Consider the following 24,721-nt stretch of genomic DNA (forward strand, 5'->3'; position numbering starts at 1 on the left):
TAGAGAAAACGCGATGAACTTTTGCAGTCAGTGCGGTGAGAAAGTCCGGTTTGCAGTGCCCGAAGGTGACGACCGCCCCCGCTACCTATGCGACGGCTGTGGCACGATCCATTACCAAAACCCCCGTATCGTGGCGGGTACGCTGCCAGTCAGCGGCTCAAAGGTGCTGCTCTGCAAGCGGGCAATCGCCCCGCGTAAAGGCTACTGGACACTCCCTGCCGGCTATATGGAAAACGCCGAAACCACCCAGCAGGCCGCCACGCGGGAAACCTGGGAAGAGGCGTTTGCCAAGGTTACGCTGGGGGACCTGTATACGCTGATTGATCTACCGCATATTAACCAAGTGTATATGATTTTCCGTGCCGATTTGGTGGGTGGTTTTAGCGCCGGGCCAGAGAGCCTCGAAGTGGCGCTATTCGAAGAGCATGAGATCCCTTGGGATGCGCTGGCCTTTCCCACTATTGAGCGCACGCTACGTCACTACTTTGCCGACCGCGAAAGCGCCGTGTTTCCGCTGCATATCAGCAAAATTACGCCCGAGGATCGGGAGCGCTATTTTGGCAGCGCCTAGCGTTTAGTGCGTAGCGCGCTGCGCCGGTTAAAGGTCGGCTAGCTGCCACACATCGTAAGCCACCTCTTCATAGGGGTGGGCGAGCTTGAGCGCGGCAATGGCGGCGTGAATGTACGCCTCGTCACACACCATCTCAACTTTAAGCTCTTCGACGGTTTCCAGCGCTCCCACTTTGCCAATATGTGGGTCCGCCCCCTCAAGAGGCCGAAACTGACCGGTGCCACGGGTTTGAAAACAGGCGTGTTCGTAATCGCCAATACGTCCTGCACCCGCTTCGAATACAGCGTTTTTGACGCTTTCAGCACTTTCAATAGGCACAAAAAATGCGAGCTTATACATCACTATGAGCCTCCCTTTGGGTGATCTGACAATAGGGGGTTGATGGGAATTGAGGCAACGTTGTACTGCCTATGTTAGCGGATAGCACACTATGGGTATTGACGTTGGCTTTGTATGATGACGTTTTTCAACATAAGCGGCTAACCAACCCATGGATAAGTTTGAAGTAAAGCTCGACCAGGCCGCGAGGGCCGCATGGATGTCCTACGTGGGTGGGATGACACAAGACGAAATTGCTACCCAGCTTGGCGTTTCCAGGCCAGGCGTGCAGCGCTTGCTGGCTTTGGCACGCCAAGAGGGGTTAGTGAAAGTGCATATTGACCACCCCATTTCCACTTGCATGGCGCTTGGCAGTGCGCTCCGTGAACACTTTAATCTTACTTACTGCGATGTGGTGCCTGCCGACACCCAAGCCCCCGAGAGTGCCGCTTACTATCTGGCGGTGGCGGGGGCTGAACGTATCGCGCGACTAGTGGAGCGCAGCGACCCGCTCACACTCTCGTTGGGTACCGGGCGTTCTGTGCGGGCAGCGGTGGAAGCGCTCAGCCGCGTGGAAAGGCCGCAGCATCGCTTTGTCTCACTAGTGGGCAACGTCGCCCGGGATGGCTCCGCCAACCGCTATGACGCTGTGATGGTGCTAGCGGATAAAACCGGTGGCGAGCGCTTTTTATTGCCTGCCCCTGTGGTGGCAGAGTCGCTGGCGGAAAAAGAGGCCATGCTCTCACAGCGCCTGTTTAAAGCGATTGCCGACGTGGCGCGGGAGTCGGAAGCCGCCTTTATCGGCATTGGCCGCATCGACCGTCAAGCTACGCTTTTCCAAGATCACTTCATTAGCGAAAGCGAGCTGGATGAGCTACTGGGCCGCGAGGCGGTGGGGGAGCTGCTAGGCTGGCCGCTAAACCGGCGTGGTGAAGTGATTGATTGCTCAATTACTCGGCGTGTCACCAGCTTGCCGCTGGAGCGTTTTGGTAAACACCTGATGGTGGGGATTGCTGGTGGCCGGGATAAAGCCCCCGCCATTTTAGCCGCGCTGCGTGGTGGCTGGCTGAAGGGCTTGATTACTGATGAGGTTGCGGCCAGACATATCGTGGAGGCTATTGAATAACCACTGTTTTTGCAGCTGCAATATGCAAGTAATTGAATAAATTAGCGTAAAGTCTAACTCTCCAGGCTTTGCTTTTTTTTGGCTTGCATACGATCATTTGTTCGGTTGATGATCAATAAGATCAAGGCAACAACAATGCCAATATTTGCCAAGAGGAGTGCTGTATGCGTCTCGCGCGTCATTTGCCCGTCACGACCCTAGCGGCTGCCATTGCGGTGGCTGGTCAAGCCCAGGCTCAAACTGAGATCACCGTCGCGACGGTGAACAATAACGACATGGTCATCATGCAGAGCCTGACCGATGCCTTTGAGCAAGCGCACCCGGATATCACGCTGGACTGGGTGGTGCTCGAGGAGAACGTGCTGCGTCAGCGTATGACCACGGATATTGCCACCGGTGGTGGGCAATTCGACGTGATGACCATCGGCACCTACGAAGTACCCATTTGGGCGGAGCGCGGTTGGCTGGAGCCGCTGGACAGCCTGCCCGATGACTACAACGAAGACGATCTGCTGGCATCGGTGCGCGATGGCTTGAGCCTGGACGGCACGCTGCACGCCCTGCCGTTCTATGCAGAAAGCTCGATGATGTATTACCGCACCGATCTGTTCGAGCAGGCAGGTATCGAGATGCCCGAGCAGCCCACGTGGTCGCAGGTGCGTGATTGGGCCGAACAGCTCCACGGCAGCGAAGAGGGCCTGGCGGGTATCTGTTTGCGCGGCAAGCCGGGCTGGGGCGAGAACATGGCCTTTGTCTCGACGCTGGTGAACACCTTCGGCGGCCGCTGGTTCGATGAGCAGTGGAATCCGCAGCTGAACTCTGAGGCATGGAATAACGCAATTTCGTTCTACGTTGACCTGCTCAGTAACTACGGCCCGCCTGGTGCCAGCTCCAATGGCTTTAACGAGAACTTAGCGCTCTTCTCACGCGGCAACTGCGCGATGTGGGTCGATGCCACCTCGGCGGCAGGCAAGCTCTTTGATGAGAGTGAATCTGACGTGGCGGGTACGCTAGGCTTTGCGCCAGCGCCCATTGCGGAAACCCCCAAAGGTTCGCACTGGTTATGGTCCTGGGCGCTCGCCATCCCTGCCTCCTCTGAGCACAAAGAGGCTGCTCAAGCGTTCATTACCTGGGCCACGTCTGAAGAGTACATCGAACTTGTCGGTGAAACGAACGGTTGGACCAGCGTACCGCCGGGCACCCGTGAGTCTACCTACGCCAATGAGCAGTACACCTCGGCTGCGCCGTTTGCTGGCTTCGTACTGAACGCCATTCAAGAGGCCGACCCTACCGATTCTACTCTAGAGCCGAACCCCTATGTGGGCGTGCAGTTTGTCGGCATTCCCGAGTTCCAGTCGATTGGCACACAAGTAGGCCAAACCATTGCGGCTGCCCTGACAGGTGATACGTCGGTGGAGCAGGCACTGGACAACGCCCAGCGCGCTACCGAGCGCACGATGCAGCGGGCGGGCTATATCGAACGTTAATGCACTTCAGCGCCTGCCTGGCCACGGGCAGGCGCTTTCGGTGGTTCTCGCAGGTCTGTTTTCTTGCAGGTATTTCCATGAATAGAACACGTGCTTCTGGCCGTACGGTCGGCGGGCTGAGAACGCTTTCGCTTCAAGCGCCCGCAGTAACGCTGTTGCTGCTCTGGATGATTGTGCCCTTGGGTATGACCATCTGGTTCTCTTTCCAGCGCTACAACTTACTGATGCCCGAGATGACCGGCTTCGCCGGGCTGGAAAACTATGAGTACCTGCTGACCGACCCCGCGCTATGGTCGGCCATGGGCACCACGCTGCTGCTGGTGGGTTGGGTGCTGGTGATTACCGTGGTGGGCGGTACGCTCTTGGCGGTGCTGTTTCAACAGGATTTTGCCGGGCGGGGCATTGCCCGCGTGCTGGCGATTTCTCCCTTCTTTGTCATGCCAACGGTAAGCGCGCTGGTATGGAAAAATATGATGATGCACCCCTCTAACGGGGTGTTGGCGTGGCTAGCACAGTCGTTGGGACTCCCCGCGCTGGACTGGTTCTCATCGCTACCGCTGACCTCCATCATCATCATCGTCTCGTGGCAGTGGCTGCCGTTTGCGCTACTGATCCTGCTGACGGCGATGCAGTCGCTGGATGAAGACCAAGTGGAAGCCGCACGGATGGATGGTGCGGGGCCGCTGGCGATTTTCTTCTTTATCACGCTGCCGCACCTAAAGCGTGCGATTAGCGTGGTGATCATGATTGAAATGATCTTCCTGCTGACGATTTTTGCCGAGATATTTGTCACCACCTCCGGTGGGCCTGGGCTTGCTACCACCAACTTGGCTTATTTGATCTACATCCAAGCGCTGTTGGATTTCGATGTGGGCATGGCCTCGGCGGGTGGGGTGATTGCCATCATTCTCGCCAATATCGTCGCGATTTTCCTTGTCCGTATGGTCGCTAAGAACTTAGAAGACTGACCCCGGCACCAGGGCGTCTTGGGAGCATTTCAATGACAACTCATCGTAATAGCGCACCAGCACACACTCGCTCGTTGCCCATCCGGCAACTGGTATTGACCCTGTTGGGCTGGTCGATCGCGCTGATTATCTTTTTCCCTATCCTGTGGATGGTGCTGACCGGTTTTAAAACCGAGACGGCGGCGATTGCCGACCCCAGCTTTCTCTTTTCACCCACGCTGGAAAGCTATCAGGAAGTGCAGGCACGCTCGGGCTACGCCCGCTTTGCGCTGAACAGCATCGCGGTAGCGTTTGGCTCCACGTTGTTAGCGCTGCTGATCGCCATTCCCTCGGCCTACGCCATGGCTTTTTTGCCCACTAAGCGCACCAAGGGCACGCTGCTGTGGATGCTCTCCACCAAAATGCTGCCGCCGGTGGGTGTTCTGGTACCTATCTATCTGATTTTCCGAGATGTCGGATTGCTGGATACCCGTACTGGGCTGATCATTATTTATACCTTGATGAACCTGCCCATCGTGGTGTGGATGCTCTACACCTTCTTTAAAGATATGCCCAAAGACATTCTCGAAGCGGGCCGGATGGACGGTGCCTCTACCCTGCAGGAAGTGTTCTTCCTGCTACTGCCGCTGACCCTGCCAGGGATTGCGTCGACTGGGCTGCTCTCGGTGATTTTGAGCTGGAACGAAGCGTTCTGGAGTCTCAACCTCACCTCGTCGAAAGCCGCGCCGTTAACCGCCTACATTGCCTCCTTCTCAAGCCCCGAAGGGCTGTTCTGGGCCAAGCTGTCGGCGGCTTCTACCATGGCCATCGCTCCCATCCTAATCCTCGGCTGGATGACCCAAAAACAAATGGTGCGCGGCCTGACCTTTGGCGCCGTCAAGTAAAGGAGTTCCCCATGGCAACCTTACAACTCAAGAACATTACCAAGCAGTTTGGCGACACCAAGGTCATCAAGGGCATTGATCTCGACGTTAACGATCGTGAGTTCGTGGTGTTCGTTGGCCCCTCGGGCTGCGGTAAATCCACGCTGATGCGCATGATCGCAGGCCTAGAGAGCGCCAGCGACGGCGATATTCTCATCGATGGCAAGCGCATGAACGAGGTGGGCCCCGCCGACCGCGGTTTGGCGATGGTGTTTCAAAGCTACGCGCTGTATCCGCACATGACTGTTGAGGGCAACATGGGCTTCAGCATGCGCTTGGCCGGGGTGCCCAAAGAGGAGCGCCGTGCCAAGGTGCTGGAAGCCGCCAAGATCCTCCAGCTTGAACCGCTGCTGGATCGTAAGCCCAAAGCGCTATCCGGCGGCCAGCGCCAGCGGGTGGCGATTGGCCGAGCGATTGTCCGCAACCCCAGTATCTTCCTGTTCGACGAACCGCTCTCCAACTTGGACGCGGCGTTGCGGGTGCAGATGCGTATCGAGCTGGCGCGGCTGCATGAAGAGCTGGATGCCACGATGATTTACGTGACCCACGACCAGATAGAAGCCATGACCATGGCCGATAAAATCGTCGTGCTACACGATGGTGTGGTGGAGCAGGTGGGTTCGCCCATGGCGCTCTATCACCACCCGCGTAACCGCTTCGTGGCAGGCTTTATCGGCTCGCCCAAGATGAATTTCTTCAGCGTCGAGCAGCAGTCCATTGGTGATGATGGCGTCACCGTGCGCCTGCCTGGCGGGCGGCCCTGCACTATCCCTGTGGCGGGCGAACAGCTCGCCAGCGATGAAGCGCTGGAGCTGGGTATTCGTCCTGAGCATCTACAGCTGGATGAAAACGGCCCGCTGAGTGGGCAGATTAAAGTGTTGGAGCGCTTAGGCGGGCAGACCTCGCTGTACGTGCAGATGGGCGAGCTACTGATCACCATTATGGCCGATGGCGACGTGGCCTACCGGGTGAACGATACCGTGCAGTTTGGCTTTGCCGCCGAGCGTGCTCATCTGTTCGACGCCCAAGGCTTGGCGCTAGAGAGCCTGTCACAACACCCGCTGGCTAGCCTGACCCGCCAGGATAACCGTGCGGCTACCGAGCCTGCTGCGCCAGGGGCGCAGGTATGAAAGCGCTGATTTTTGATTGTGACGGCGTCCTGGTGGATAGCGAAGCCCTGGCTGAAGAGACCCTGGAAACTCACCTTGGGCAGTGGCTGCCGGATCTGGATATTCCAACGCTGCTCAGCCAAGCCCTGGGCATGACGACCGCCGACATCCTTAAGCACTTGGCGCAGTTAAGCCGCCATCAGCTGCCGCCCGATGCCTCCGAGCGGGTCGATAGCGCCATAGAAGCGCGTCTGGCACGAGAACTTACCGCGATTGCAGGGGTTCACGACGCCGTTAGTAGTCTCGATTTACCTAAGGCCGTGGTCTCCAACAGCCGCCGCTGCCGCGTATTGGCATCGCTTGCAACAACACAGTTGGAAGAGGCGTTGGGCGATGTGCCGATTTTCACGGCCGAGCAGGTCGATAACCCTAAGCCGGACCCAGCAATTTACCGCTTGGCGGCGCATGAGCTTGGCTGCCCGCCCAGCCGCTGCCTAGTGGTTGAGGATAGCGTGGCAGGCGTTACCGCTGCCCATGCCGCCGGCATGCGGGTGATTGGTTTTGTGGGCGCCAGCCATATCGACGACGAGCAGCCTAACCGCCTGCTCGCGGCGGGTGCTTGGCGAATTTTGCCCCATATGCGCGGGCTTCGCGCCTTAGTGGACGAGTGGCAATTACATCTGCAAGGACAAGATAACAATGAAACTGCTCAATAAACGTGCCGTGATTACTGGCGGTGCCCGTGGCATCGGACTCGCCATTGCCCAGCGCTATTTGGCTGAAGGGGCCAGTGTCGTGGTGGCCGATATCGATGCCAAGGCCATTGAAGATGCACTCACCACGCTGCAGCAGGATGCCAGCGCCGAGCGGGTCATGGGCGTGGTGCTGAACGTGTGCGACCAAGGCTCTATCGATGCCATGGTGGAGAGCGTCACCGAGCGCTTTGGTGGCATTGATATTTTGGTCAATAACGCGGCGGTGTTCGATATGGCGCCGGTGCTGGAAGTGACCCAGGCCAGCTTCGACAAACAATTTGCGGTGAACACTAAAGGCATGTTTTTCACCCTGCAGGCCGTGGCCCGCGCCATGGTGGCCCAAGGTCAGGGAGGCAAAATTATCAATATGGCCTCCCAGGCGGGCCGACGTGGCGAACCGCTAGTGAGTGTTTACTGCGCCAGCAAAGCCGCCGTGATTAGCCTGACCCAGTCTTGTGGGCTCGATTTGATCAAACACCGCATCAACGTCAACGGCATTGCCCCAGGCGTGGTGGACACCCCGATGTGGGAAGAGGTTGATGCGCTGTTTGCCCGCTACGAGAACCGCCCGCTGGGCGAGAAAAAGCGCCTAGTGGGCGAGGCGGTGCCCTATGGCCGCATGGGGCTGCCGGAAGATCACACCGGCGCCGCCGTGTTTCTCGCCAGCCAGGATAGTGATTACGTCGTCGCCCAGACGCTCAACGTCGATGGCGGCAACTGGATGAGCTAAGACGCCCATGAGCCCTGACCTTGTTTCGTTAAGCCACCAACTGCTGGATGCCGCCGAAGGCAAGGCGCGCTTTATGGTTGCCCTGGCGGGGCCGCCGGGGGCCGGAAAATCCTACCGCAGCGCGCTGCTCTGCGAGGCGATCAACCAGCTGCGCCCAGGGCAGGCGGCAGTGGTGCCGATGGATGGCTACCACTTCGATAACGCCGTACTGGGCGATGAGCAGCTGCCGGTGAAAGGCGCGCCGCACACCTTTGATGTGGAGGGGTTACGCCACGACTTAGCGCGCATCCGCCAAGCGGATAAGCCGGTGGCCGTGCCAGTCTTTGATCGGCCGCTGGACCTTGCCCGTGCCGGTGGGCGGTTGATTACCCCTGCGCATCGCATTGTGATTGTGGAAGGCAACTACCTGCTGCTGGACCAAGACCCGTGGCGTTCGCTGCACGCGCTGTTCGACTGGACGCTAATGATCGACGTGGACGACGCCGTGCTCGTGGAGCGGCTGGTAAACCGCTGGCTCTGTATGGGCCAAGACCACAGCGGCGCGCTTGAGCGCACCCACCAAAAAGACATGCTGAACGCCGCGCTGGTCAAAACCAGCAGCGTGCCACCTGACCAGCGCTGGCGCTAGGACGCGCTTGCCCAGCCAATAACCCGGAGAGTGACGATGACCCAGCTTAATCACCACAATGTGGGTGCCCTCAGTGCGGCGGTTGAGACGCCGACCTATGATCGTCAGGCCGTGACGCCTGGCATCGTCCATATTGGCGTCGGTGGTTTTCATCGTGCCCATCAGGCGATGTACGTGGATACGTTGATGAACCAAGGCGAAGCGCTGGATTGGGGCATCGTGGGCGTTGGGGTCATGCCCGGCGACAAACGCATGCAGCAGGCCCTCGCCGCACAAGACTACCTTTACACCCTTGTGGTTAAGCACCCCGATGGCGAGTATCAGCCTCGGGTGATTGGCAGCATGGTGAACTACCTGTTTGCCCCTGAAGACCCCGAGGCGGTGATCGAAACCATGGCCGACCCTGCCATCAAAATTGTGTCACTCACCGTCACGGAGGGCGGTTACAACTTTCATCCGGTCACCGGAGAATTCAACCTGGACGCCCCCCAGGTGCGCGACGATCTCGCCCATCCTGAACGCCCCTCCACCAGCTTTGGCTTAGTGGTGGAAGCCCTGGTACGCCGCCGGGCACGGGGTATTGCGCCGTTTACGGTGATGTCCTGCGATAACATTCAAGGCAACGGCGATGTCGCCAAGCGCATGTTCAGCGCCTACGCCCGCGCCCGCAGTGCGGAGCTGGGCGACTGGCTGGCCGCCGAGGTGGCGTTCCCCAACGCCATGGTAGACCGCATCACGCCGGTGACCGCGCCCACGGATATCGAAGAGCTCTCCCAGCGCTTTGGCGTTGAAGATGCTTGGCCCGTGGTGTGCGAGCCCTTTACCCAGTGGGTGCTGGAAGATCACTTCCCCTTGGGCCGCCCAGCCTTCGAGAAGGTCGGCGTTCAGGTCGTCGACGATGTCGAGCCTTACGAGCTAATGAAATTGCGCCTGCTCAATGCCAGCCACCAAGCGCTTACCTACTTTGGTTATCTGGCGGGCTACCGCTACGCCCATGAGGTGTGCCAAGACCCACTGTTCGTCGAGTTCTTGCTCGGCTACATGCGCGAAGAGGGCACACCGACGCTGGCCCCCGTGCCGGGGGTGGATTTAGAAACTTATCGGCTGACGCTGATTGAGCGCTTTGCGAACCCGCAAATCAGAGACACCTTGGCGCGGCTGTGCGCCGAAAGCTCGGATCGCATTCCTAAATGGTTAGTGCCGGTGATTCGCCAGCAGCTTGCCCAGGGCGGTGAGATTAAGCGCAGCGCCGCCGTGGTGGCCAGCTGGGCACGCTACGCTGAAGGCGTCGACGAGCAGGGTAATACCATTGAGATCGTAGACCGCTTGCGCGAGCCGTTAATGGCCATTGCCGCCAATAACCGCACCCATCCAGCGGCCTTCGTGGAAAACCGCGAGCTGTTTGGCGACTTGGCGGACCAACCTCGCTTCCTTAACGCCTACCTGGAGGCGCTGAAGTCGCTGCATGAACGGGGCGCACGGGCTACTCTTGAGGCTCTGGTCGCGTCCAAAGGAACGTTGTGATGTATATCGGGGTGGATTGCGGTACGCAAAGTACCAAAGTCGTGGTGGTGGATGTAGAGCGGGGCGTCATTCTGGGCGAGGGCAGCCGCCCGCATCGCCTGGATGAAGGGGAGCATGGCCGCCGTGAGCAGGCACCGGCAGAGTGGCTGGCGGCGCTCAAAGGCGCGTTCTTTCAAGCGATTGAGCGCGCCGGGATCGATGCCAAGCAGGTGCGCGGTATTGGTGTGTCTGGCCAGCAACACGGCATGGTGGCACTCGATGCCGATGGCATGCCGGTGTATCCCGCCAAGTTGTGGTGCGATACCGAAACCAGCGCCCAAAACAGCGCGCTGGTGGAAACGCTAGGGGGCGAGGCGGGCTGCCTGGAGAAGCTGGGCCTGGTGCTGCAAACCGGCTATACCGCCTCAAAAGTGGCCTGGCTGCGCGAGCATCATCCCGATGCCTACCAGCGTATCGCCACGCTCTTGCTGCCTCATGACTACCTGAACTTCTGGCTAACCGGCGAACGGGTCACCGAGGCAGGCGACGCTTCGGGCACCGGGTACTTCGATACCCGCACCCAGTGCTGGCAGAAAGAGGTGTTTGCCGCCATTGCGCCAGAACTAGACCCTGACCGTGTACTGCCGCGGATTATTGACGCCCATGAACCCGCTGGCCGCGTGCGCCCGCTAGTGGCCCAGGAGCTGGGGCTAAGCGATAACGTGGTGGTCTCTTCCGGCGGTGGCGACAACATGATGGGGGCGATTGGCACCGGCAATATTACCCAGGGGCTGGTCACGCTCAGTTTGGGCACTTCCGGCACGGTGTGCGCTTACTCACCTAATTCTGTGGTGTGTGACAGCGCCATGGTGGCGAATTTTTGCGCTAGCCACGGCGGTTGGCTGCCGCTGATCTGCACCATGAACGTGACCTCGGCAACGACTCGCGTGCGTGAGCTGTTTGGGTTGGATTTGGCCGCCTTTGGCGAACAGGTCGCCAGCGCCCCGATTGGTGCCGAGGGCGTCACCGTGCTGCCGTTTTTTAACGGCGAACGAGTGCCCATGCTGCCCGATGCCACCGGCGATTTTCTCGGGTTGACCAGCCTGAATATGACCCAGGCTAACCTCTGCCGAGGCGTGATGGAAGGCGCGACCTTTGGACTCCGCTATGGGCTGGAGCTGCTGGGCGAGCTAGCCGCGGGCACCAGCCAGATTCGGCTGATTGGCGGCGGGGCGAAAAGCCCGGTTTGGCGGAAAATGGTCGCTGACATTACCCATACCCAGGTGATTTGCCCCGAGATTACCGATGCCGCCGCGCTGGGGGCAGCCATTCAAGCGGCCTGGTGCGGCCTACAGCCCGAGGGCGTTAGTTTGGCATCGCTCTGCGAGCGCTTGGTGCATCTGGATGCGGCCTCGCTGGCGGAGCCTGATGCCGAGCGTGTGGCCGCCTATGAAGGGGCCTATCAGCGCTATTTGGCCGCCCTGACGCAGCGCCACCCGCTTTAGTCACGCATTGCCCCCATCGCTTCATGCTGACGCTGTTTGGCTCCCCAGCTAAGGGCTTTTTCGAAGCCTAATGGAGCGGTAGCGCCTCGGCCGACTGGCCGAGGCGTGAAGCGCTATCCCAATCCTGCCCGCTGCTCATCCTTCTACTCACCTCTTTACGATCCCTTTACTACTGTTCGGGGCGAGTTACTAGCGCGAGGTCGATTGCTGTACCACCGTGCCTGAACCTACTAATCGAGTAACCGACTAGTAGCGGCCTAAATGTTTCCCCCGGCTGTTTGACTTGCAAATAGTGCTGGCGTGGTATGAAAAATGCCCTGCAAACGATACCTTGGACTAAGGTAAAGAGGCAGGCGCTGACATGCGGCTTGTACACACAAATTGACCGAGTTCAAGTCTGGCATACATACATGAATGTAACTATAATGCCACCCTTTCAGAATGGCGCCTTGTTGCGTCTTCTTACGTTGACACCTAGAGGCAATCCCATGCGACTAGCACACTGGGCAGTCAATGCCCCTTTTCGCCCCTTATTGTTAGCAGTGCTCACAACTTCTTTTATTCTGCCAGCGCAAGCGGCGGACTTGGTGACCATCACCCGTGACGCATTGAATAACAATGCTGCCTTGGCCTCTGCCCGGTCTGAGTTTTCCGGCGTCGAGGCGGCGCGCGACGTTGCCCGTGGTGGGCTGTTGCCCCAGGTGAATGCCTCTGGTAGCGCCGTTCACAATGAGCAGTTCGAGAGCCAGGGCTCCGCCAGCAGTGGAGGCACGGGAAGCGGTCCCAACCCCGGCGTGAGTGACGACAGCTACAACACGGTCTCTTTAACGCTGGAAGCTACTCAAGCGCTGTTCAATGCCGTTACCCGCCAGGAAGTTAACCGGGCAGAGCGCCAGATCGATCAGCAGGTGTATCTGCTGGCTGCCACCGAGCAGCAGCTGCTGATTGATGTAGCTAGTGCTTACTTCAATATCCTGCGTGCCCATGAAGTGTTGGAAGCGCGCTTGGCCCAAGAGCGGGCGATTGGCCGCCAGCTTGAGCAAGCTCAGGAGCAGTTTGAGGTGGGTTTGATTGCAATTACCGAAGTGGAAGAGGCGCGGGCGAGTTTCGACCAGTCCCGGGCTGACCGCATTGCCGCAGAGAGCAACCTCCAGGTAGCCTTTGAGGTGCTGGAGCAGCTGACCGGCCAGCGCTATGCCAGTATCGAGGCGCTGGGGGATAGTATGCCCATCGCGTTGCCTACCCCCACCGACCGTGACTATTGGGTAGAACAAGCCATTGAGCGTAACCCCCAGGTGCTCGCCCAGCAGGCGGGTATTGACGTATCGCGCGTGGGAGTAGAGCTGGCGCGCGCCGGCCGCCTACCCACGGTACAGGCCTTTGCCAACTACCAGTATGCCGATAGCGATAGTGACCTGGCCAGTGGTTACAGCACGTCTGCTCAGGTGGGGGTATCTGCAAACCTGCCGATCTATACTGGCGGCAGCACCAGTGCCAGCATTCGCCAGGGCACCTTCCAACTAGAAAGCAGCCAGTACGACTTTGAGTCTCAGCGCCGCACCACGATTCAGCAGGTACGCTCACTCTATACCCAGGTCAGCAACAACGTTGAAACGATAGAGGCCCGCCAGCAGGCCATCGTTTCCAACCGTAGCGCCCTGGAGGCAACCCGCGCCGGTTACGAGGTGGGCACGCGCAACATCGTTGACGTGCTGAACGCCGAACAAAACCTCTACAACGCCATCGCTAACTACGCCGAAGCGCGTTACGACTATGTCGTGAACTTGCTGTCGCTGCGCCAGCAGGCAGGGTTACTGGATGTAGAAGCGATTGAAGAAGTAAACGCATGGCTGACCGGTGATGACGTGAACTTCATCCTTCCAGAAAGTAATGAGCCTGACGCGTACCAGCGCGCCATGGATATCGGCGCGCCGCCTACCCCAGGCACCTAATCTCCGCTGTTTAGGCCCCTGTGGCTATCGGTCAATATTTAGACAAATGAATGGGAAATTGACGCATGAATAGAGTGATTCACTCAGGTAGAGCGAGTCTAGTGACGCTGATAGCCGCGTTGGCGCTCACGGCGTGTGGTCAGGAGCAGCCACAAGAGCCGCAGAGCCAGCAACAGGAGGCCCCGCCCCACCCAGTAGAGGTCACTGAAATAGCGCGTCAAGATATACCGCTGGAGAAATCTTATCCCTCGTTGCTGCGTAGCGACAGTGAAGTGACTCTGGTTGCACGGGTGAGTGGATTTCTCGAAGAGCGTCATTTCGAGCCGGGACAAATGGTTGAAAAGGGCGACAGGCTTTACACCATTGAGCCGGACTTGTACCAAGCGACTGTTAACCAGCGCGAGGCAGACCTACAGAGCGCCCGTGCTGAGCTAGCCCGAGCCCAGCGCGATGCCCAGCGATTTGAGCAGCTGCTAAATCAAAACTCTGTCAGTCGTCAGCAGTACGACCAGGCCCTTGCCGAACAGCGCGTAGCGCAAGCCAACGTTGCCCAGGCGGAGGCCGCGCTGACCAGTGCCAATCTGGATTTAGGGTACTCCAACGTGACCGCACCGGTATCGGGCATGATTAGTTTGAGCCAGGTCAACGTTGGTAATTTGGTCAATCCCGGTACCGAGCTAGCGACCATTACGCCACTGGACCCACTGGAAGTACGTTTTCAACTGCCCCAGCGTGATGCGTTTGAACTGCGTCGCCAGTTAGGCAATAGCGGTGATGCTTCCGAGATTACCGCCATTCTTAGCGTGCCTGGCTTGGATGGCCGCGCGGGAAGCGAGCTAGAAGGGCGCCTGGACTTTTTGGGTTCGCGGGTAGATACCGGTACCAGCACCGTCCAGGCATCCGCAACGTTCGCTAACCCGGATGGCACGGTACTGCCAGGTCAGTTTGTGCGCGTGCGTATTGAAGGTCTGAAGCGCTTTGACGTACTGGCCGTGCCGGAAATTGCCGTCACCCAAGGCTTAATGGGGCCGCAGGTGTATGTCCTGGATGAAGAGAGTAAAGCCCGCGAGCGTACCGTGCAGCTTGGTGAGGTAGCCGGGCCGTGGCAAATCATCCGTGATGGCCTGGAACCAGGCGACCGCGTGGTAGTAGGTGATCCCGCCGGTCTGGAAGCCGGTACAGTGATTGATCCCCAGCCGTTTGAGGGTAGCGCTTCTGACGTCGTAGAAGAGGCTGAGCAAGAGCAAGCCCAGGAGCAAGCGCAAGCGGCCGAAGCCATGCAAGAGGCCGGTGGTGCACAACCCGCTGCTGAAGGGGAAGAGGGCGCACAATAATGAATTTCTCTAACTTCTTTATCAGCCGTCCGATTTTTGCCACGGTTTTGGCAATTATTTTGACGCTGGTGGGTGTGATGGCTATGCGGGTACTGCCAATTGAGCAGTACCCTAGCGTGGTGCCGCCTACCGTTTCTGTACAGGCTCGGTTTCCTGGGGCTGATGCAGAAACGGTGGCGCAGACGGTCGCAGCACCGTTAGCGGAAGCGATCAACGGTGTTGAGGACATGCTCTACATGACCTCAAACAGCGCCGATAACGGCACGATGAGCTTGAGTGTGGCGTTTAATATTGGTACTGACGGCGACATCAATACCATTAACGTCAATAACCGCGTGCAAGGGGCGCTTTCGCAACTGCCGGAGGCCGTGCAGTCCCAGGGGGTTACCGTAGAGCTTCGCTCAGACTCCATCCTGATGCTTGTTGCCTTGACCTCGCCCAGCGGGGATTACAGCAAGGTTTACATGCAGAACTACGCCACGCTCAACATTCTGGATGAGCTACGCCAGGTGCCCGGGGTGGGTAACGCCGAGGTACTGGGCGGCGGCGAGTTTGCCATGCGTATCTGGATGGATCCTGACAAGCTGGCTCAGTACGACTTGACGCCTAGCGAGGTGGCTAGCGCTATTCGAACTCAGAGCACCGAGATTCCCGCCGGTAATCTAGCGGCGACGCCACAAAGCGACCCACGTGCTTATACCTACACGATCACCGCTGGCGGTCGACTGTCGAGCACCGATGATTTTCGGAATATCTATCTCCGTACTAACCCGGATGGCTCCTCGCTGCGCTTGGAAGATGTGGCACGTATCGAGCTGGGCGCCTCCTTTTATGGTGTTGATGCGCGCTTGAACGGCGCCACTATGACGCCGATTATTATTAACCAGCAGCCTGGCGCGAATGCGTTAGAAACTGCTGATGCGGTGCGGGCGACCATGGAAGAACTGGCGGGGCGCTTTCCGCCAGGGCTTGAGTACGTAACGCCCTATGACACCACGCTGTTCATTGACGCGTCGGTGGAAACGGTACTCAAAACGTTTATCGAAGCGTTCCTGATCGTTATTGTTATTCTGTTTATCTTCCTGCAGAACTGGCGCTTCACCGTCATCGCTATGTCGGTGGTGCCGGTATCAGTTATCGGTACGTTCGCCGGTTTTTACCTATTTGATTTCTCTATCAACCTGCTCACGCTGTTTGCCCTGGTGCTCTCGATAGGCATCGTGGTGGATGACGCGATACTGGTGGTCGAGAACGTAGAGCGGGTGCTTAGCGAAGAGGATGATATTAGCGTTCGGGATGCGACCATCCGCGCGATGAAGGAAGTCGGCGGGCCGGTCATCGCCACGTCACTGATTATGGCGGCGGTGTTCGTGCCGGTAGCTTTCCTGGGTGGCTTTACCGGGCAAATCTACCAGCAGTTCGCTATCACTGTCGCTATTTCGGTGGCGCTCTCTGCGTTAATGGCGTTGACCTTTACTCCGGCACTGTCGGCTATTTTCATCAAGCATAACCTGCATAAAACCAAACAGTCGGCGTTCAAGCGTGCAATCAGCACGCCGCTGCGGCTGTTTGACCGTTTCTTTGCCGGTTTCACCGCTGTTTACATGTGGTTTGTGAAGAAGCTGGTGCGCTTCTGGGTGCTGGCGCTGGCGTTAACTGCGGTCGCTGGTGCGGGTTCCTATTGGCTCTATGCCAATACACCCTCAACGCTGGTGCCGGAAACCGATCAGGGGATTGTCCTGGTCAGCGTTTCCCTTCCAGATGCTGCATCGCTAAGCCGTACTCAGGCGTATATGGCTGAGTTGAGTGAGCAGATAGAGGCTATCCCTGGCGTTGAGTACTCTTCTGCGGTGGCGGGGTACGATATTCTGTCGAGTGCGGTGAATACGGCCCGTGGCATTATGTTTATCAACATGAAGCCGTGGGCAGAGCGCGACCTAACGGCTAGCCAGCTGGTAGGCCGCATTATGCAGCTAGGGGCGAGTATTGATGGCGGTTCGGCGATGGCCTTTAACGTGCCGCCGATCATGGGGCTATCTACCACCGGTGGCTTTACTGGCTACTTGCAATCGTTTGATGGTGCATCGACGCGTGAGCTATATGAAGCCTCGCTGAAAATCATGCAGGCCGCGAATCAGCACCCTGCGCTTAATCGGGTATTCACCACCTTTAACGTGAATGTGCCCTCTTACAGGGCAGAAATCGACCAGCAAAAGGCGCTTAGCTACGGCGTGGCACTTGAGAATATTAACTCTGCGCTGGCGAACACATTCGGTAATGGGTTCGTGAACTACTTCAGTTACCAAAACCGTAACTTCCAGGTGTACTTACAGAACGAAGACGAATTCCGTAAAACGCCGGAAGACGTCAACAACGTCTATGTACGCGGCGGTAACGGCGAGCGTATCCCGCTCTCTGAGTTTGTGACCCTTGAGCGCCAAACAGGGCCTGCAGTGGTGTCACGGTTTGGGGTATACGCGGGTGCCCAGTTCCAGGGCGGCCCGGCACCGGGCTATAGTTCGGCCCAGGCGATCACTGCCATGGAAGAGGTGGTTCAAGAGACCTTGGGTGATAACTGGGGCATGGGCTGGACCGGTACGGCGTATCAGGAATCCAACCTGGGGAATACCGCTACGCTGGCGATTGTGTTCGGTATCTTAATGGTGTTCCTGATTTTGGCAGCACAGTACGAAAGCTGGTCGCTGCCGCTGGCGGTACTCACCGCAACGCCTTTTGCTTTCCTAGGCGGTATCGGCGGTATTGTTCTGCGGGGCCTGGATACCAGTGTGTATGTCCAGATTGGCATGCTGGTGGTCGTGGGCCTGGCGGCGAAAAACGCTATCCTGATTGTCGAGTTTGCCGAGCTGCAGCGTAAAGAGCTGGGGAAATCAATCCGTGAAGCGGCTGTGACTGCCGCAGAGCTCCGCTTTAGGCCTATTGTCATGACTTCGCTGGCGTTTATCTTCGGCACCATGCCGTTGGCTTTGGCGACTGGCGCAAGTGACGTGAGTAGCCACCATATCGGTACTACCGTAGCGGTGGGTATGGCATCAGTGGCCATTCTGGGCAGCCTGTTTATTCCCAGCTTCTACGCCATGATTGCCTCGGTATCAGATTGGCTCTACCGTAAGCGGCATTCCAATAGAGAGGATAGACAAGAGCAGGCTGCGCTAAGCCACGAGCAGTCGTAATACCTGAAACTAGGCTTACCACGGGCACCCTCATATCAGGGTGCCCGTTTTTTTGGTGGGTACTGAAACGGCTCAAACGAGACACTCTGCATGCTAATAGGATGAGCTACGCTAGTAGGGAGCATCGTTTTCAGCTTGTGCTAACAAATAAAGCTTACGTCAGGCGAAAGCAATACTGGGCAAGTTGCCTGGAGGAGAACGCGCCATGCAAACACTCGTTTCTGCTGCTCTGCAGTTTCCCACAATCATCTTTACCTTTCTTTTGGCGCTGTTAGCGCTCTATTGGCTGCTGGTGCTGGTTCGGCTAGCGCCTTTGGAGCTGTTTGAGCGTGATAGCCTGAGGGATGATCATATGGCCAGCACCTTGGTCTCTCTGGGGTTTGCTGGGGTGCCTGCAACGCTGGCACTGAGCATGTTAGTGCTCTTTGCAGGGGGGATTTCACTCGCCATCGAGCTATTGGCGTTGCGTTGGCTATCGTTGGGGATGCTAAGGGTTCCGGTAGGCGTACTCGTGGTGTGGGCGGCCTTTGCGATTGCATCGCCCATTGCCGCCGCCGTGTGTCACGGAATCCAGCGCGCCTTGCACCGTTACCCGCTCTTTAAGCGTCGCTGCTTGTTAGGGGCAACGGTGATCGTGGCAGAACGAGAAGACGAAGAGTACGCCACGGCGACCCTGGTGAATGAACCCAATAGCTCCGTTAAGCTGCACTGTAAAGCGGGTGACTGCCCTCAGCTGGGCGAGCGACGCGTACTGGTGAAATACTTAGCAGGTGAAGGTGCTTACCGCAGCGTTGGAGAGCAGCACTACATGGACACCCGCGTGCGTCTCAATAAGCTGCGTTTGCAACATAAGCACCACCCCAATGGCTACTCAACCTGACGCACGCTTGTATTAATGAAACCAGCGCCGCCAATGCGTTGCTAACCAGTGAATAAACGAGGGCGAGGCGGTGGCTGGTTGTTCCGGCGCACGAAAAGTGTTCAACGGTGCGTCTAAGAAACGTCGAATGGGCGCTACCTGTATTGCGTTATTCAGCATAGGCGCATGGCCACAGCCTTCTGCGGTAAACGTTTGAAGTGTGGGCTGCGCTTGAGCCATTTTGGGTAGAGTATCGGCATCCAGCAGAGTAGAGGTTTCACCGCGGATGACCATCACAGGGCAGCGAATATTGGCCCAATCGGCCCAGGTGTCGCGGGGCGTATCGTGGATAAACTGCTCGCCAATGCGCGGGTCGAAATGGTATGTCCAGCTTCCATCGGGTAGGCGGCGTGCGCTACCCAGCGCAAGTTCACGCCACTCCTCTTCACTCGAAATGCCAAAACTGGCGTAGTGTTTGGTCAGCTCTGCTTTTAAGTCGGCAAAGTTGTTAAAGCGGTGGGTAACGCCAAAGTAGCTGGAGAGCGCAATAAGTCCTTCTTTGTTTAACTCTGGCCCGACATCGTTAAGAATAAGCCGTGCAATGCGCGGATGATGCTGCTCATCTGCCGCGATTAGCATGCCCAACAGGCCACCCATGGAAGTACCTAGCCAATCAACGTATTCGAGTTGGTAGTGATCCAACAGCGCAATGGCGACGGCCATGTAATGGCTGTAGAGGTAGTCGTGAGAGGGGAATAGCGACCAGCTGGAAAGCCCGCGCCCCGGTGTATCGGGCGCAATGACTCGCCACTCACTGCCCAGTTCGCGAGCAAGGCCAGCAAAATCACCGCCGTGTCGAGCAAGCCCATGCCACGCAATCAGAGTTCGTTTGGCATGAGGGTTCCAAATGCGGACAGCGATATCAAGCTCACGGACGCGAACGAACTCGAGTAAATCCATTGATGGCTCCTATACGGTGACCTGCCCAGTATAGGTTTATTGCTGCTATGCAGCGAGACGTCTAGCGTTCAAGCACCTTGACCAGTGTGTCGATAAGCTCACCACCTCTAGCTTTTAAGGAGAAAGCATCGGGGTTACGTAGCCAATCGTGAAAGAGGCCGCCCAGTGTCGATTGCATCAACCGTGTCGCAACTTCAGGGGTGATGTCCTCGCGCAGTAATTGCTGTTGCTGGGCAACATGAAATACAGCGAGCATCTCATCGAAACACTCTTCAGCAATTTCATCCTGCATCTCGATCGGGTTGATATCGCTGAAGAATTCACAGCGATGCAGCAAAATAGATAAGATACGCTGATGTGATGGCTGTTCTAGACGGTTTAACCCCGCGTGGCAAGCTAGCCGAATGGCCTCCAGCGGGGAAATGGCTGGGTCAGTATTACTGACCTCTTCCATGAGTGACTGGAACGGCATACGCACCCGTTCAACCAGCGCCATGAACAGGTCACCTTTGTTTTTGAAGTGCCAGTAAACAGCCCCCCGGGTCAGGCCGGCATGGCGGGCAATTTGCTCCAGCGATGTGCGCGCAACGCCTTTTGCGAAAAACACCTCTTCAGCGGCATCTAACAGCGCTTCGCGAGTTGCGGCAGCCTCCGCTTTGGTTTTCCTTGCCATGAACCCATAACCTCGATATCGACACGTGACGGGCACATTTTATCTGAAGTGTTGCCTCTTTTACATTCAAAACTGTATGGATAACCGTTTAAGTTGATAATGTAGGTTAGGAAACTCGTCATTTAGACTGAAAAGGCGTATAAGGCATATTTGAAAACGCTGTTTTAAAACGCTTGCGGCCACATATGCTATGTGGCTAAACAAACACAGCATTAACGTACACCTGAGGAGTAGCCATGGCGCGAGCACCTTTCACTTTAGCTGGGCATACCGTGATGCCTGGGCAACGTTTACAGATCGATGTGCCGGTGGCGCGCCTGTATACCCATACGCCGTTGCATATTCCGGTAGAGGTAGTGCACGGTCGCAAAGATGGGCCGGTAATGCTGGTATGCGGCGGTATCCACGGTGATGAGATTAACGGTGTAGAGATCGTACGCCGGTTGTTGCGCTCTAAAACGATTAACAGCCTGCGTGGCACGCTGATTGCAGTGCCGGTGGTCAACGTCTTTGGCTTTTTGCAACAAACACGCTACCTACCAGATCGGCGTGACTTGAACCGCTGCTTCCCTGGCAGTGAGAAAGGCTCGCTGGGTGGCCGTATTGCGGCGCTGTTCCGCGAGGAGATTGTTGATCACGCCACACATATTATTGATCTCCACACAGGGGCTATCCACCGCACTAATTTGCCGCAGATTCGCGCGCAGCTAAGTGTGGGTAGTGAAACTGAGCGCATGGCCGATGCCTTTGGTGCGCCTGTGGTGCTAAACGCAGAACTGCGCGAAGGCAGCCTGCGTCACTATGCCCAGAATCGTGGAATTCCGGTACTCACTTATGAAGCTGGCGAAGCGCTACGTTTTGATGAGTGGGCGATTGCTCCCGGTGTTCAAGGTGTTTTGCGGGTGATGCGGCGTTTAGGCATGCTGGCTGGTGAACAGCGCCGCCGCTCGCCGGCACCGGCAGAGCTGGCCAATGGCTCCAGCTGGGCGCGTGCGCCGATTGACGGTATTTTGCGCCCCAAAGTGCGCCTGGGGGCACGGGTGGCGAAGGGGGAGGTGCTCGGTAAAGTCGCTGACCCATTTGGTAACGACGAAGGCGAAGTGCTCGCTATGGCCGACGGTATAGTGATTGGTATGAGCCGCTTACCATTGGCGAATGAAGGCGAGGCGCTTTACCACATCGCACGTTTTGATGAAATCGAAGAAGCTGAAACCGCAATTGAGAGTTTTCAGTCTAGCCTCGCTCCGCCACCGGATGCGATGTATTGATTAGCTAAAATTAATAGCGAAAGATTATTGATCTAATAGCCAAGAGTCAGGTGCCATGGATGGCGCAATACTTCTTCGTTAGCTATACCTGTGTGGGGGCCGCTTTAGCTTACGTTAAATACACCTGCGAAGGGCGGTGCTTTTCAGTGGTACAGACCGTGCCATGTCGAGTGTGACAAGGAGGAAAAGCAATGAGCAGTGATAGCCAACATCCCACCACTAATGAAGTCGGTATTCCGGTATCCAGCGACGAACATTCGCTATCAGTGGGCGCAGATGGCCCGATTGTGATGCACGACCACTATCTGATGGAGCAAATGGCAGCGTTTAACCGTGAGATGATTCCCGACCGCCAACCCCACGCTAAAGGCAGCGGGGCGTTTGGCCACTTCGAAGTCACCCAAGATGTCAGCCGGTACACTAAAGCTAGCTTCCTGCAGCCGGGCACCAAAACCGATGTGCTGGTTCGTTTTTCGACCGTCGCGGGGGAGAGCGGCAGCCCGGATACATGGCGCGACCCACGGGGGTTCGCCATTAAGTTCTACACCGAGGAAGGCAATTTCGACATGGTGGGTAATAACACCCCCGTGTTCTTCGTGAGAGACCCAATGAAGTTCCAGAACTTCATCCATTCCCAAAAGCGCCGCGCGGATAACGGCCTGCGCGACCATGATATGCAGTGGGACTTCTGGACGCTGGTACCGGAATCCGCCCATCAAGTCGCGTGGTTAATGGGCGACCGCGGCGTACCGGCCACCTGGCGGCACATGAACGGCTACTCCAGCCACACCTATATGTGGGTGAATGCGGAAGGCGAACGGTTTTGGGTGAAGTACCACTTCAAAACCGATCAAGGCATTAAATGCATGACCCAAGAGCAGGCCGACCAGATGGCCGGCAGCGACGCGGACTACCACCGCCGCGACCTGTTCGAGGCCATCAAGCGCGGGGATAACCCCACCTGGACGCTGCAGATGCAGATCATGCCGTTTGAGGAGGCCAAAACCTATCGGGTAAACCCCTTCGACCTGACCAAGGTGTGGTCCCATAAAGACTACCCGCTGGTCGAGGTGGGTAAGCTGACGTTAAACCGTAACCCCACAGACTTCCACAGCGAGATCGAGCAGGCCGCCTTCGAGCCCAACAACATGGTGCCGGGCACCGGGCTTTCACCGGATAAAATGCTGTTGGCCCGCTCTATCTCCTACGCCGATGCCCACCGCGCACGGCTGGGGGTGAACTATAGGCATATCCCCGTGAATACGCCCAAATGCCCCGTGCACAGCTATAGCCAGGGCGGCGCGATGCGTATGCGCCACGCTACCGACCCGGTATACGTCCCGAACAGCAAGGGCGGCCCCAAGGCAGACGGGCAGCGCTATCCAGAAGACGCAGTGTGGTCAACGGATGGGCAGTTTGTGCGCGCTGCGTATACCCTCAGACAAGACGACGATGACTGGAGCCAGGCACATGCGCTGGTGCGTGAGGTGATGGACGATGCCCAGCGCGACCGTTTGGTTTCCAATGTCGTGGGGCACCTCTCCGGCGGCGTTACCGAGCCGGTCTTGGAGCGCGCCTTTGACTACTGGCGCAATATCGACCAAGAGGTAGGCGAGCGTATTGTGCAAGGCGTTCGCGCGCAGTAACACCTCAAAAAAACGCCCAGCGGCAACACCGCTGGGCGCTTGGTAGCTTATATTGTTCTGTAGGCACTGCTTACAGGCCACTAGATTGTGGGCTATGCCATTTCCTGCGCTTCGTTCTCCGGCTCCCGAACCAGGCTCAACGCCTCATCAAACAAGCGTAGGCCCGCGCCCTCTTTATGCGCGTGTTCCGAGAGATGGCGACGGAACCGCCGCCCGCCCGGGCAGCCCTGGAACAGCCCCAGCAGGTGGCGGGTAATATGGTTCAGCTTGGCCCCTTCATCCAAGCGCTGCTGAATGTAAGGGCGAAACGCCGTGGCCGCTTCCAAACGCGTGCGCGCCGGACCGGGTTCACCGTAGAGCTGCTCGTCTACACCCGCCAGTAGCCATGGGTTTTGGTACGCCTCACGGCCTACCATCACGCTATCCACTTGCTTAAGCTGCGCTTGGCACTCCTCAAGAGTTTTAATGCCGCCGTTGATGCCAATGTGCAGCTCAGGATGGCTCTGCTTTAGGCGGTGCACGCGGGGGTAATTCAGCGGTGGAATATCGCGGTTCTCTTTCGGCGATAGCCCCTGGAGCCACGCCTTGCGGGCATGAACGGTAAACACCTCACAGCCCGCCGATGCCACGATATCAATAAACCGCGCTAAATCGGCGTCTTCATCCTGGTCATCAATACCAATGCGACACTTCACCGTGACCGGGATCGACACCGCCGCCTGCATGGCTTTTACCGCTTCCGCCACTTTTTCAGGGTGGCCCATCAGGCACGCGCCGATCATATTGTTCTGCACCCGATCACTGGGGCAGCCCACGTTCAGGTTGACCTCATCATAGCCCCATGCTTCAGCAATCGCCGCGCACTCCGCCAGCTCACCCGCATCGCTGCCTCCCAGCTGCAGGGCAATCGGATGCTCCACTTCGCTATAGCCCAAAAAGCGCTCGCGAGGGGAGCCATACAGCACCGCCCCGGTGGTCACCATCTCGGTATACAGCAGCGCCCGCTTGGTTAACGTGCGCGCGAAAGCGCGGTAGTCTCGGGTAGTCCAGTCCATCATGGGGGCCACCGAAAATCGGCGGGCCGCATCTGCTGGGCTTTGTTTCGTCATATCAGTCACTTGCATACTTTGTATGCGAATAAATGTTCATTGAGTGCCGCTAGGCTAGCAAAGATGCTGCTGATCGTCCGTATAACAGTGAAGAATTCGATTTGTG

The 24,721-nt window shown here is 57.6% G+C and carries 21 protein-coding genes; 17 read left to right on the forward strand and 4 right to left on the reverse strand.

Annotated elements, in window-relative coordinates:
- The first annotated feature begins 13 nt into the window (after nucleotides 1-13).
- Nucleotides 14-571 (forward strand): NUDIX hydrolase, encoded by a 558-nt coding sequence (locus LG300_RS03865; RefSeq protein ID WP_404377093.1) that lies wholly within the window; start codon nucleotides 14-16, stop codon nucleotides 569-571.
- A gap of 27 nt (nucleotides 572-598) precedes the next feature.
- Here LG300_RS03865 and LG300_RS03870 read toward each other — a convergent pair whose 3' ends face one another.
- A complete protein-coding gene (locus LG300_RS03870) occupies nucleotides 599-910 on the reverse strand; it encodes an NGG1p interacting factor NIF3 (protein WP_404377980.1) in 312 nt (103 codons plus the stop codon).
- 151 nt (nucleotides 911-1,061) lie between these two features.
- On the opposite strand from LG300_RS03870, the gene LG300_RS03875 reads away from it, so the two are divergent.
- The 14 genes from LG300_RS03875 to LG300_RS03940 all read left to right on the forward strand — a co-directional run bounded on the left by LG300_RS03875 (nucleotide 1,062) and on the right by LG300_RS03940 (nucleotide 18,980).
- On the forward strand, nucleotides 1,062-2,015 hold the full coding sequence (locus tag LG300_RS03875; RefSeq protein WP_404377094.1) for a sugar-binding transcriptional regulator: 954 nt from the start codon (nucleotides 1,062-1,064) through the stop codon (nucleotides 2,013-2,015).
- Nucleotides 2,016-2,179: 164 nt separating this feature from the next.
- Nucleotides 2,180-3,502 carry an ABC transporter substrate-binding protein gene (locus LG300_RS03880; protein ID WP_404377095.1) on the forward strand — a complete coding sequence of 441 codons (1,323 nt, stop codon included), beginning with the start codon at nucleotides 2,180-2,182 and terminating at the stop codon, nucleotides 3,500-3,502.
- Nucleotides 3,503-3,579: 77 nt separating this feature from the next.
- Entirely contained in the window at nucleotides 3,580-4,470 is an 891-nt protein-coding gene (locus LG300_RS03885; RefSeq protein ID WP_062359322.1) for a carbohydrate ABC transporter permease, read from the forward strand.
- A gap of 32 nt (nucleotides 4,471-4,502) precedes the next feature.
- Entirely contained in the window at nucleotides 4,503-5,354 is an 852-nt protein-coding gene (locus LG300_RS03890; protein ID WP_404377096.1) for a carbohydrate ABC transporter permease, read from the forward strand.
- An 11-nt stretch (nucleotides 5,355-5,365) separates the two neighbouring features.
- Nucleotides 5,366-6,523 (forward strand): ABC transporter ATP-binding protein, encoded by a 1,158-nt coding sequence (locus LG300_RS03895; protein ID WP_253017011.1) that lies wholly within the window; start codon nucleotides 5,366-5,368, stop codon nucleotides 6,521-6,523.
- Complete coding sequence (locus LG300_RS03900) at nucleotides 6,520-7,218, forward strand: HAD family phosphatase (RefSeq protein WP_062359319.1); 699 nt, start codon at nucleotides 6,520-6,522, stop codon at nucleotides 7,216-7,218. Before LG300_RS03895 ends, LG300_RS03900 begins: the two co-directional genes overlap by 4 nt.
- Nucleotides 7,202-7,987, forward strand: a complete 786-nt coding sequence (locus LG300_RS03905; protein WP_054640932.1) for an L-iditol 2-dehydrogenase — start codon at nucleotides 7,202-7,204, stop codon at nucleotides 7,985-7,987. Before LG300_RS03900 ends, LG300_RS03905 begins: the two co-directional genes overlap by 17 nt.
- Nucleotides 7,988-7,994: 7 nt before the next feature.
- Complete coding sequence (locus LG300_RS03910; protein ID WP_404377097.1) at nucleotides 7,995-8,615, forward strand: nucleoside/nucleotide kinase family protein; 621 nt, start codon at nucleotides 7,995-7,997, stop codon at nucleotides 8,613-8,615.
- Nucleotides 8,616-8,651: 36 nt separating this feature from the next.
- Complete coding sequence (locus LG300_RS03915; RefSeq protein ID WP_404377098.1) at nucleotides 8,652-10,139, forward strand: mannitol dehydrogenase family protein; 1,488 nt, start codon at nucleotides 8,652-8,654, stop codon at nucleotides 10,137-10,139.
- Entirely contained in the window at nucleotides 10,139-11,623 is a 1,485-nt protein-coding gene (gene xylB, locus LG300_RS03920; protein ID WP_404377099.1) for a xylulokinase, read from the forward strand. The genes LG300_RS03915 and xylB overlap by 1 nt, the downstream gene beginning before the upstream one ends.
- Before the next feature lie 488 nt (nucleotides 11,624-12,111).
- Complete coding sequence (locus LG300_RS03925) at nucleotides 12,112-13,575, forward strand: TolC family outer membrane protein (RefSeq protein WP_404377100.1); 1,464 nt, start codon at nucleotides 12,112-12,114, stop codon at nucleotides 13,573-13,575.
- 65 nt (nucleotides 13,576-13,640) lie between these two features.
- Nucleotides 13,641-14,909, forward strand: a complete 1,269-nt coding sequence (locus tag LG300_RS03930) for an efflux RND transporter periplasmic adaptor subunit (RefSeq protein ID WP_404377101.1) — start codon at nucleotides 13,641-13,643, stop codon at nucleotides 14,907-14,909.
- Nucleotides 14,909-18,100 (forward strand): efflux RND transporter permease subunit, encoded by a 3,192-nt coding sequence (locus LG300_RS03935; protein ID WP_404377102.1) that lies wholly within the window; start codon nucleotides 14,909-14,911, stop codon nucleotides 18,098-18,100. The genes LG300_RS03930 and LG300_RS03935 overlap by 1 nt, the downstream gene beginning before the upstream one ends.
- A 205-nt stretch (nucleotides 18,101-18,305) precedes the next feature.
- Nucleotides 18,306-18,980: a hypothetical protein gene (locus LG300_RS03940; RefSeq protein WP_404377103.1), complete on the forward strand. Its 675-nt coding sequence runs from the start codon at nucleotides 18,306-18,308 to the stop codon at nucleotides 18,978-18,980.
- A 12-nt stretch (nucleotides 18,981-18,992) separates the two neighbouring features.
- Here LG300_RS03940 and LG300_RS03945 read toward each other — a convergent pair whose 3' ends face one another.
- A complete protein-coding gene (locus tag LG300_RS03945) occupies nucleotides 18,993-19,919 on the reverse strand; it encodes an alpha/beta fold hydrolase (RefSeq protein ID WP_404377104.1) in 927 nt (308 codons plus the stop codon).
- Between the two features lie 61 nt (nucleotides 19,920-19,980).
- Nucleotides 19,981-20,592 carry a TetR family transcriptional regulator gene (locus tag LG300_RS03950; RefSeq protein ID WP_404377105.1) on the reverse strand — a complete coding sequence of 204 codons (612 nt, stop codon included), beginning with the start codon at nucleotides 20,590-20,592 and terminating at the stop codon, nucleotides 19,981-19,983.
- Between the two features lie 236 nt (nucleotides 20,593-20,828).
- Between LG300_RS03950 and LG300_RS03955 the strand changes: the two genes are divergently transcribed.
- Both LG300_RS03955 and LG300_RS03960 read left to right on the forward strand, forming a co-directional pair.
- Nucleotides 20,829-21,860: a succinylglutamate desuccinylase/aspartoacylase family protein gene (locus tag LG300_RS03955; protein WP_404377106.1), complete on the forward strand. Its 1,032-nt coding sequence runs from the start codon at nucleotides 20,829-20,831 to the stop codon at nucleotides 21,858-21,860.
- A 191-nt stretch (nucleotides 21,861-22,051) separates the two neighbouring features.
- Nucleotides 22,052-23,506, forward strand: a complete 1,455-nt coding sequence (locus LG300_RS03960) for a catalase (protein WP_404377107.1) — start codon at nucleotides 22,052-22,054, stop codon at nucleotides 23,504-23,506.
- A gap of 92 nt (nucleotides 23,507-23,598) precedes the next feature.
- Here the strand turns inward: LG300_RS03960 and dusA are convergent, their stop codons facing one another.
- Nucleotides 23,599-24,615, reverse strand: a complete 1,017-nt coding sequence (gene dusA, locus LG300_RS03965; RefSeq protein ID WP_404377108.1) for a tRNA dihydrouridine(20/20a) synthase DusA — start codon at nucleotides 24,613-24,615, stop codon at nucleotides 23,599-23,601.
- Between the last annotated feature and the right edge of the window lie 106 nt (nucleotides 24,616-24,721).

This window comes from Vreelandella aquamarina (assembly GCF_044805175.1).
Taxonomy (GTDB): domain Bacteria; phylum Pseudomonadota; class Gammaproteobacteria; order Pseudomonadales; family Halomonadaceae; genus Vreelandella; species Vreelandella aquamarina_B.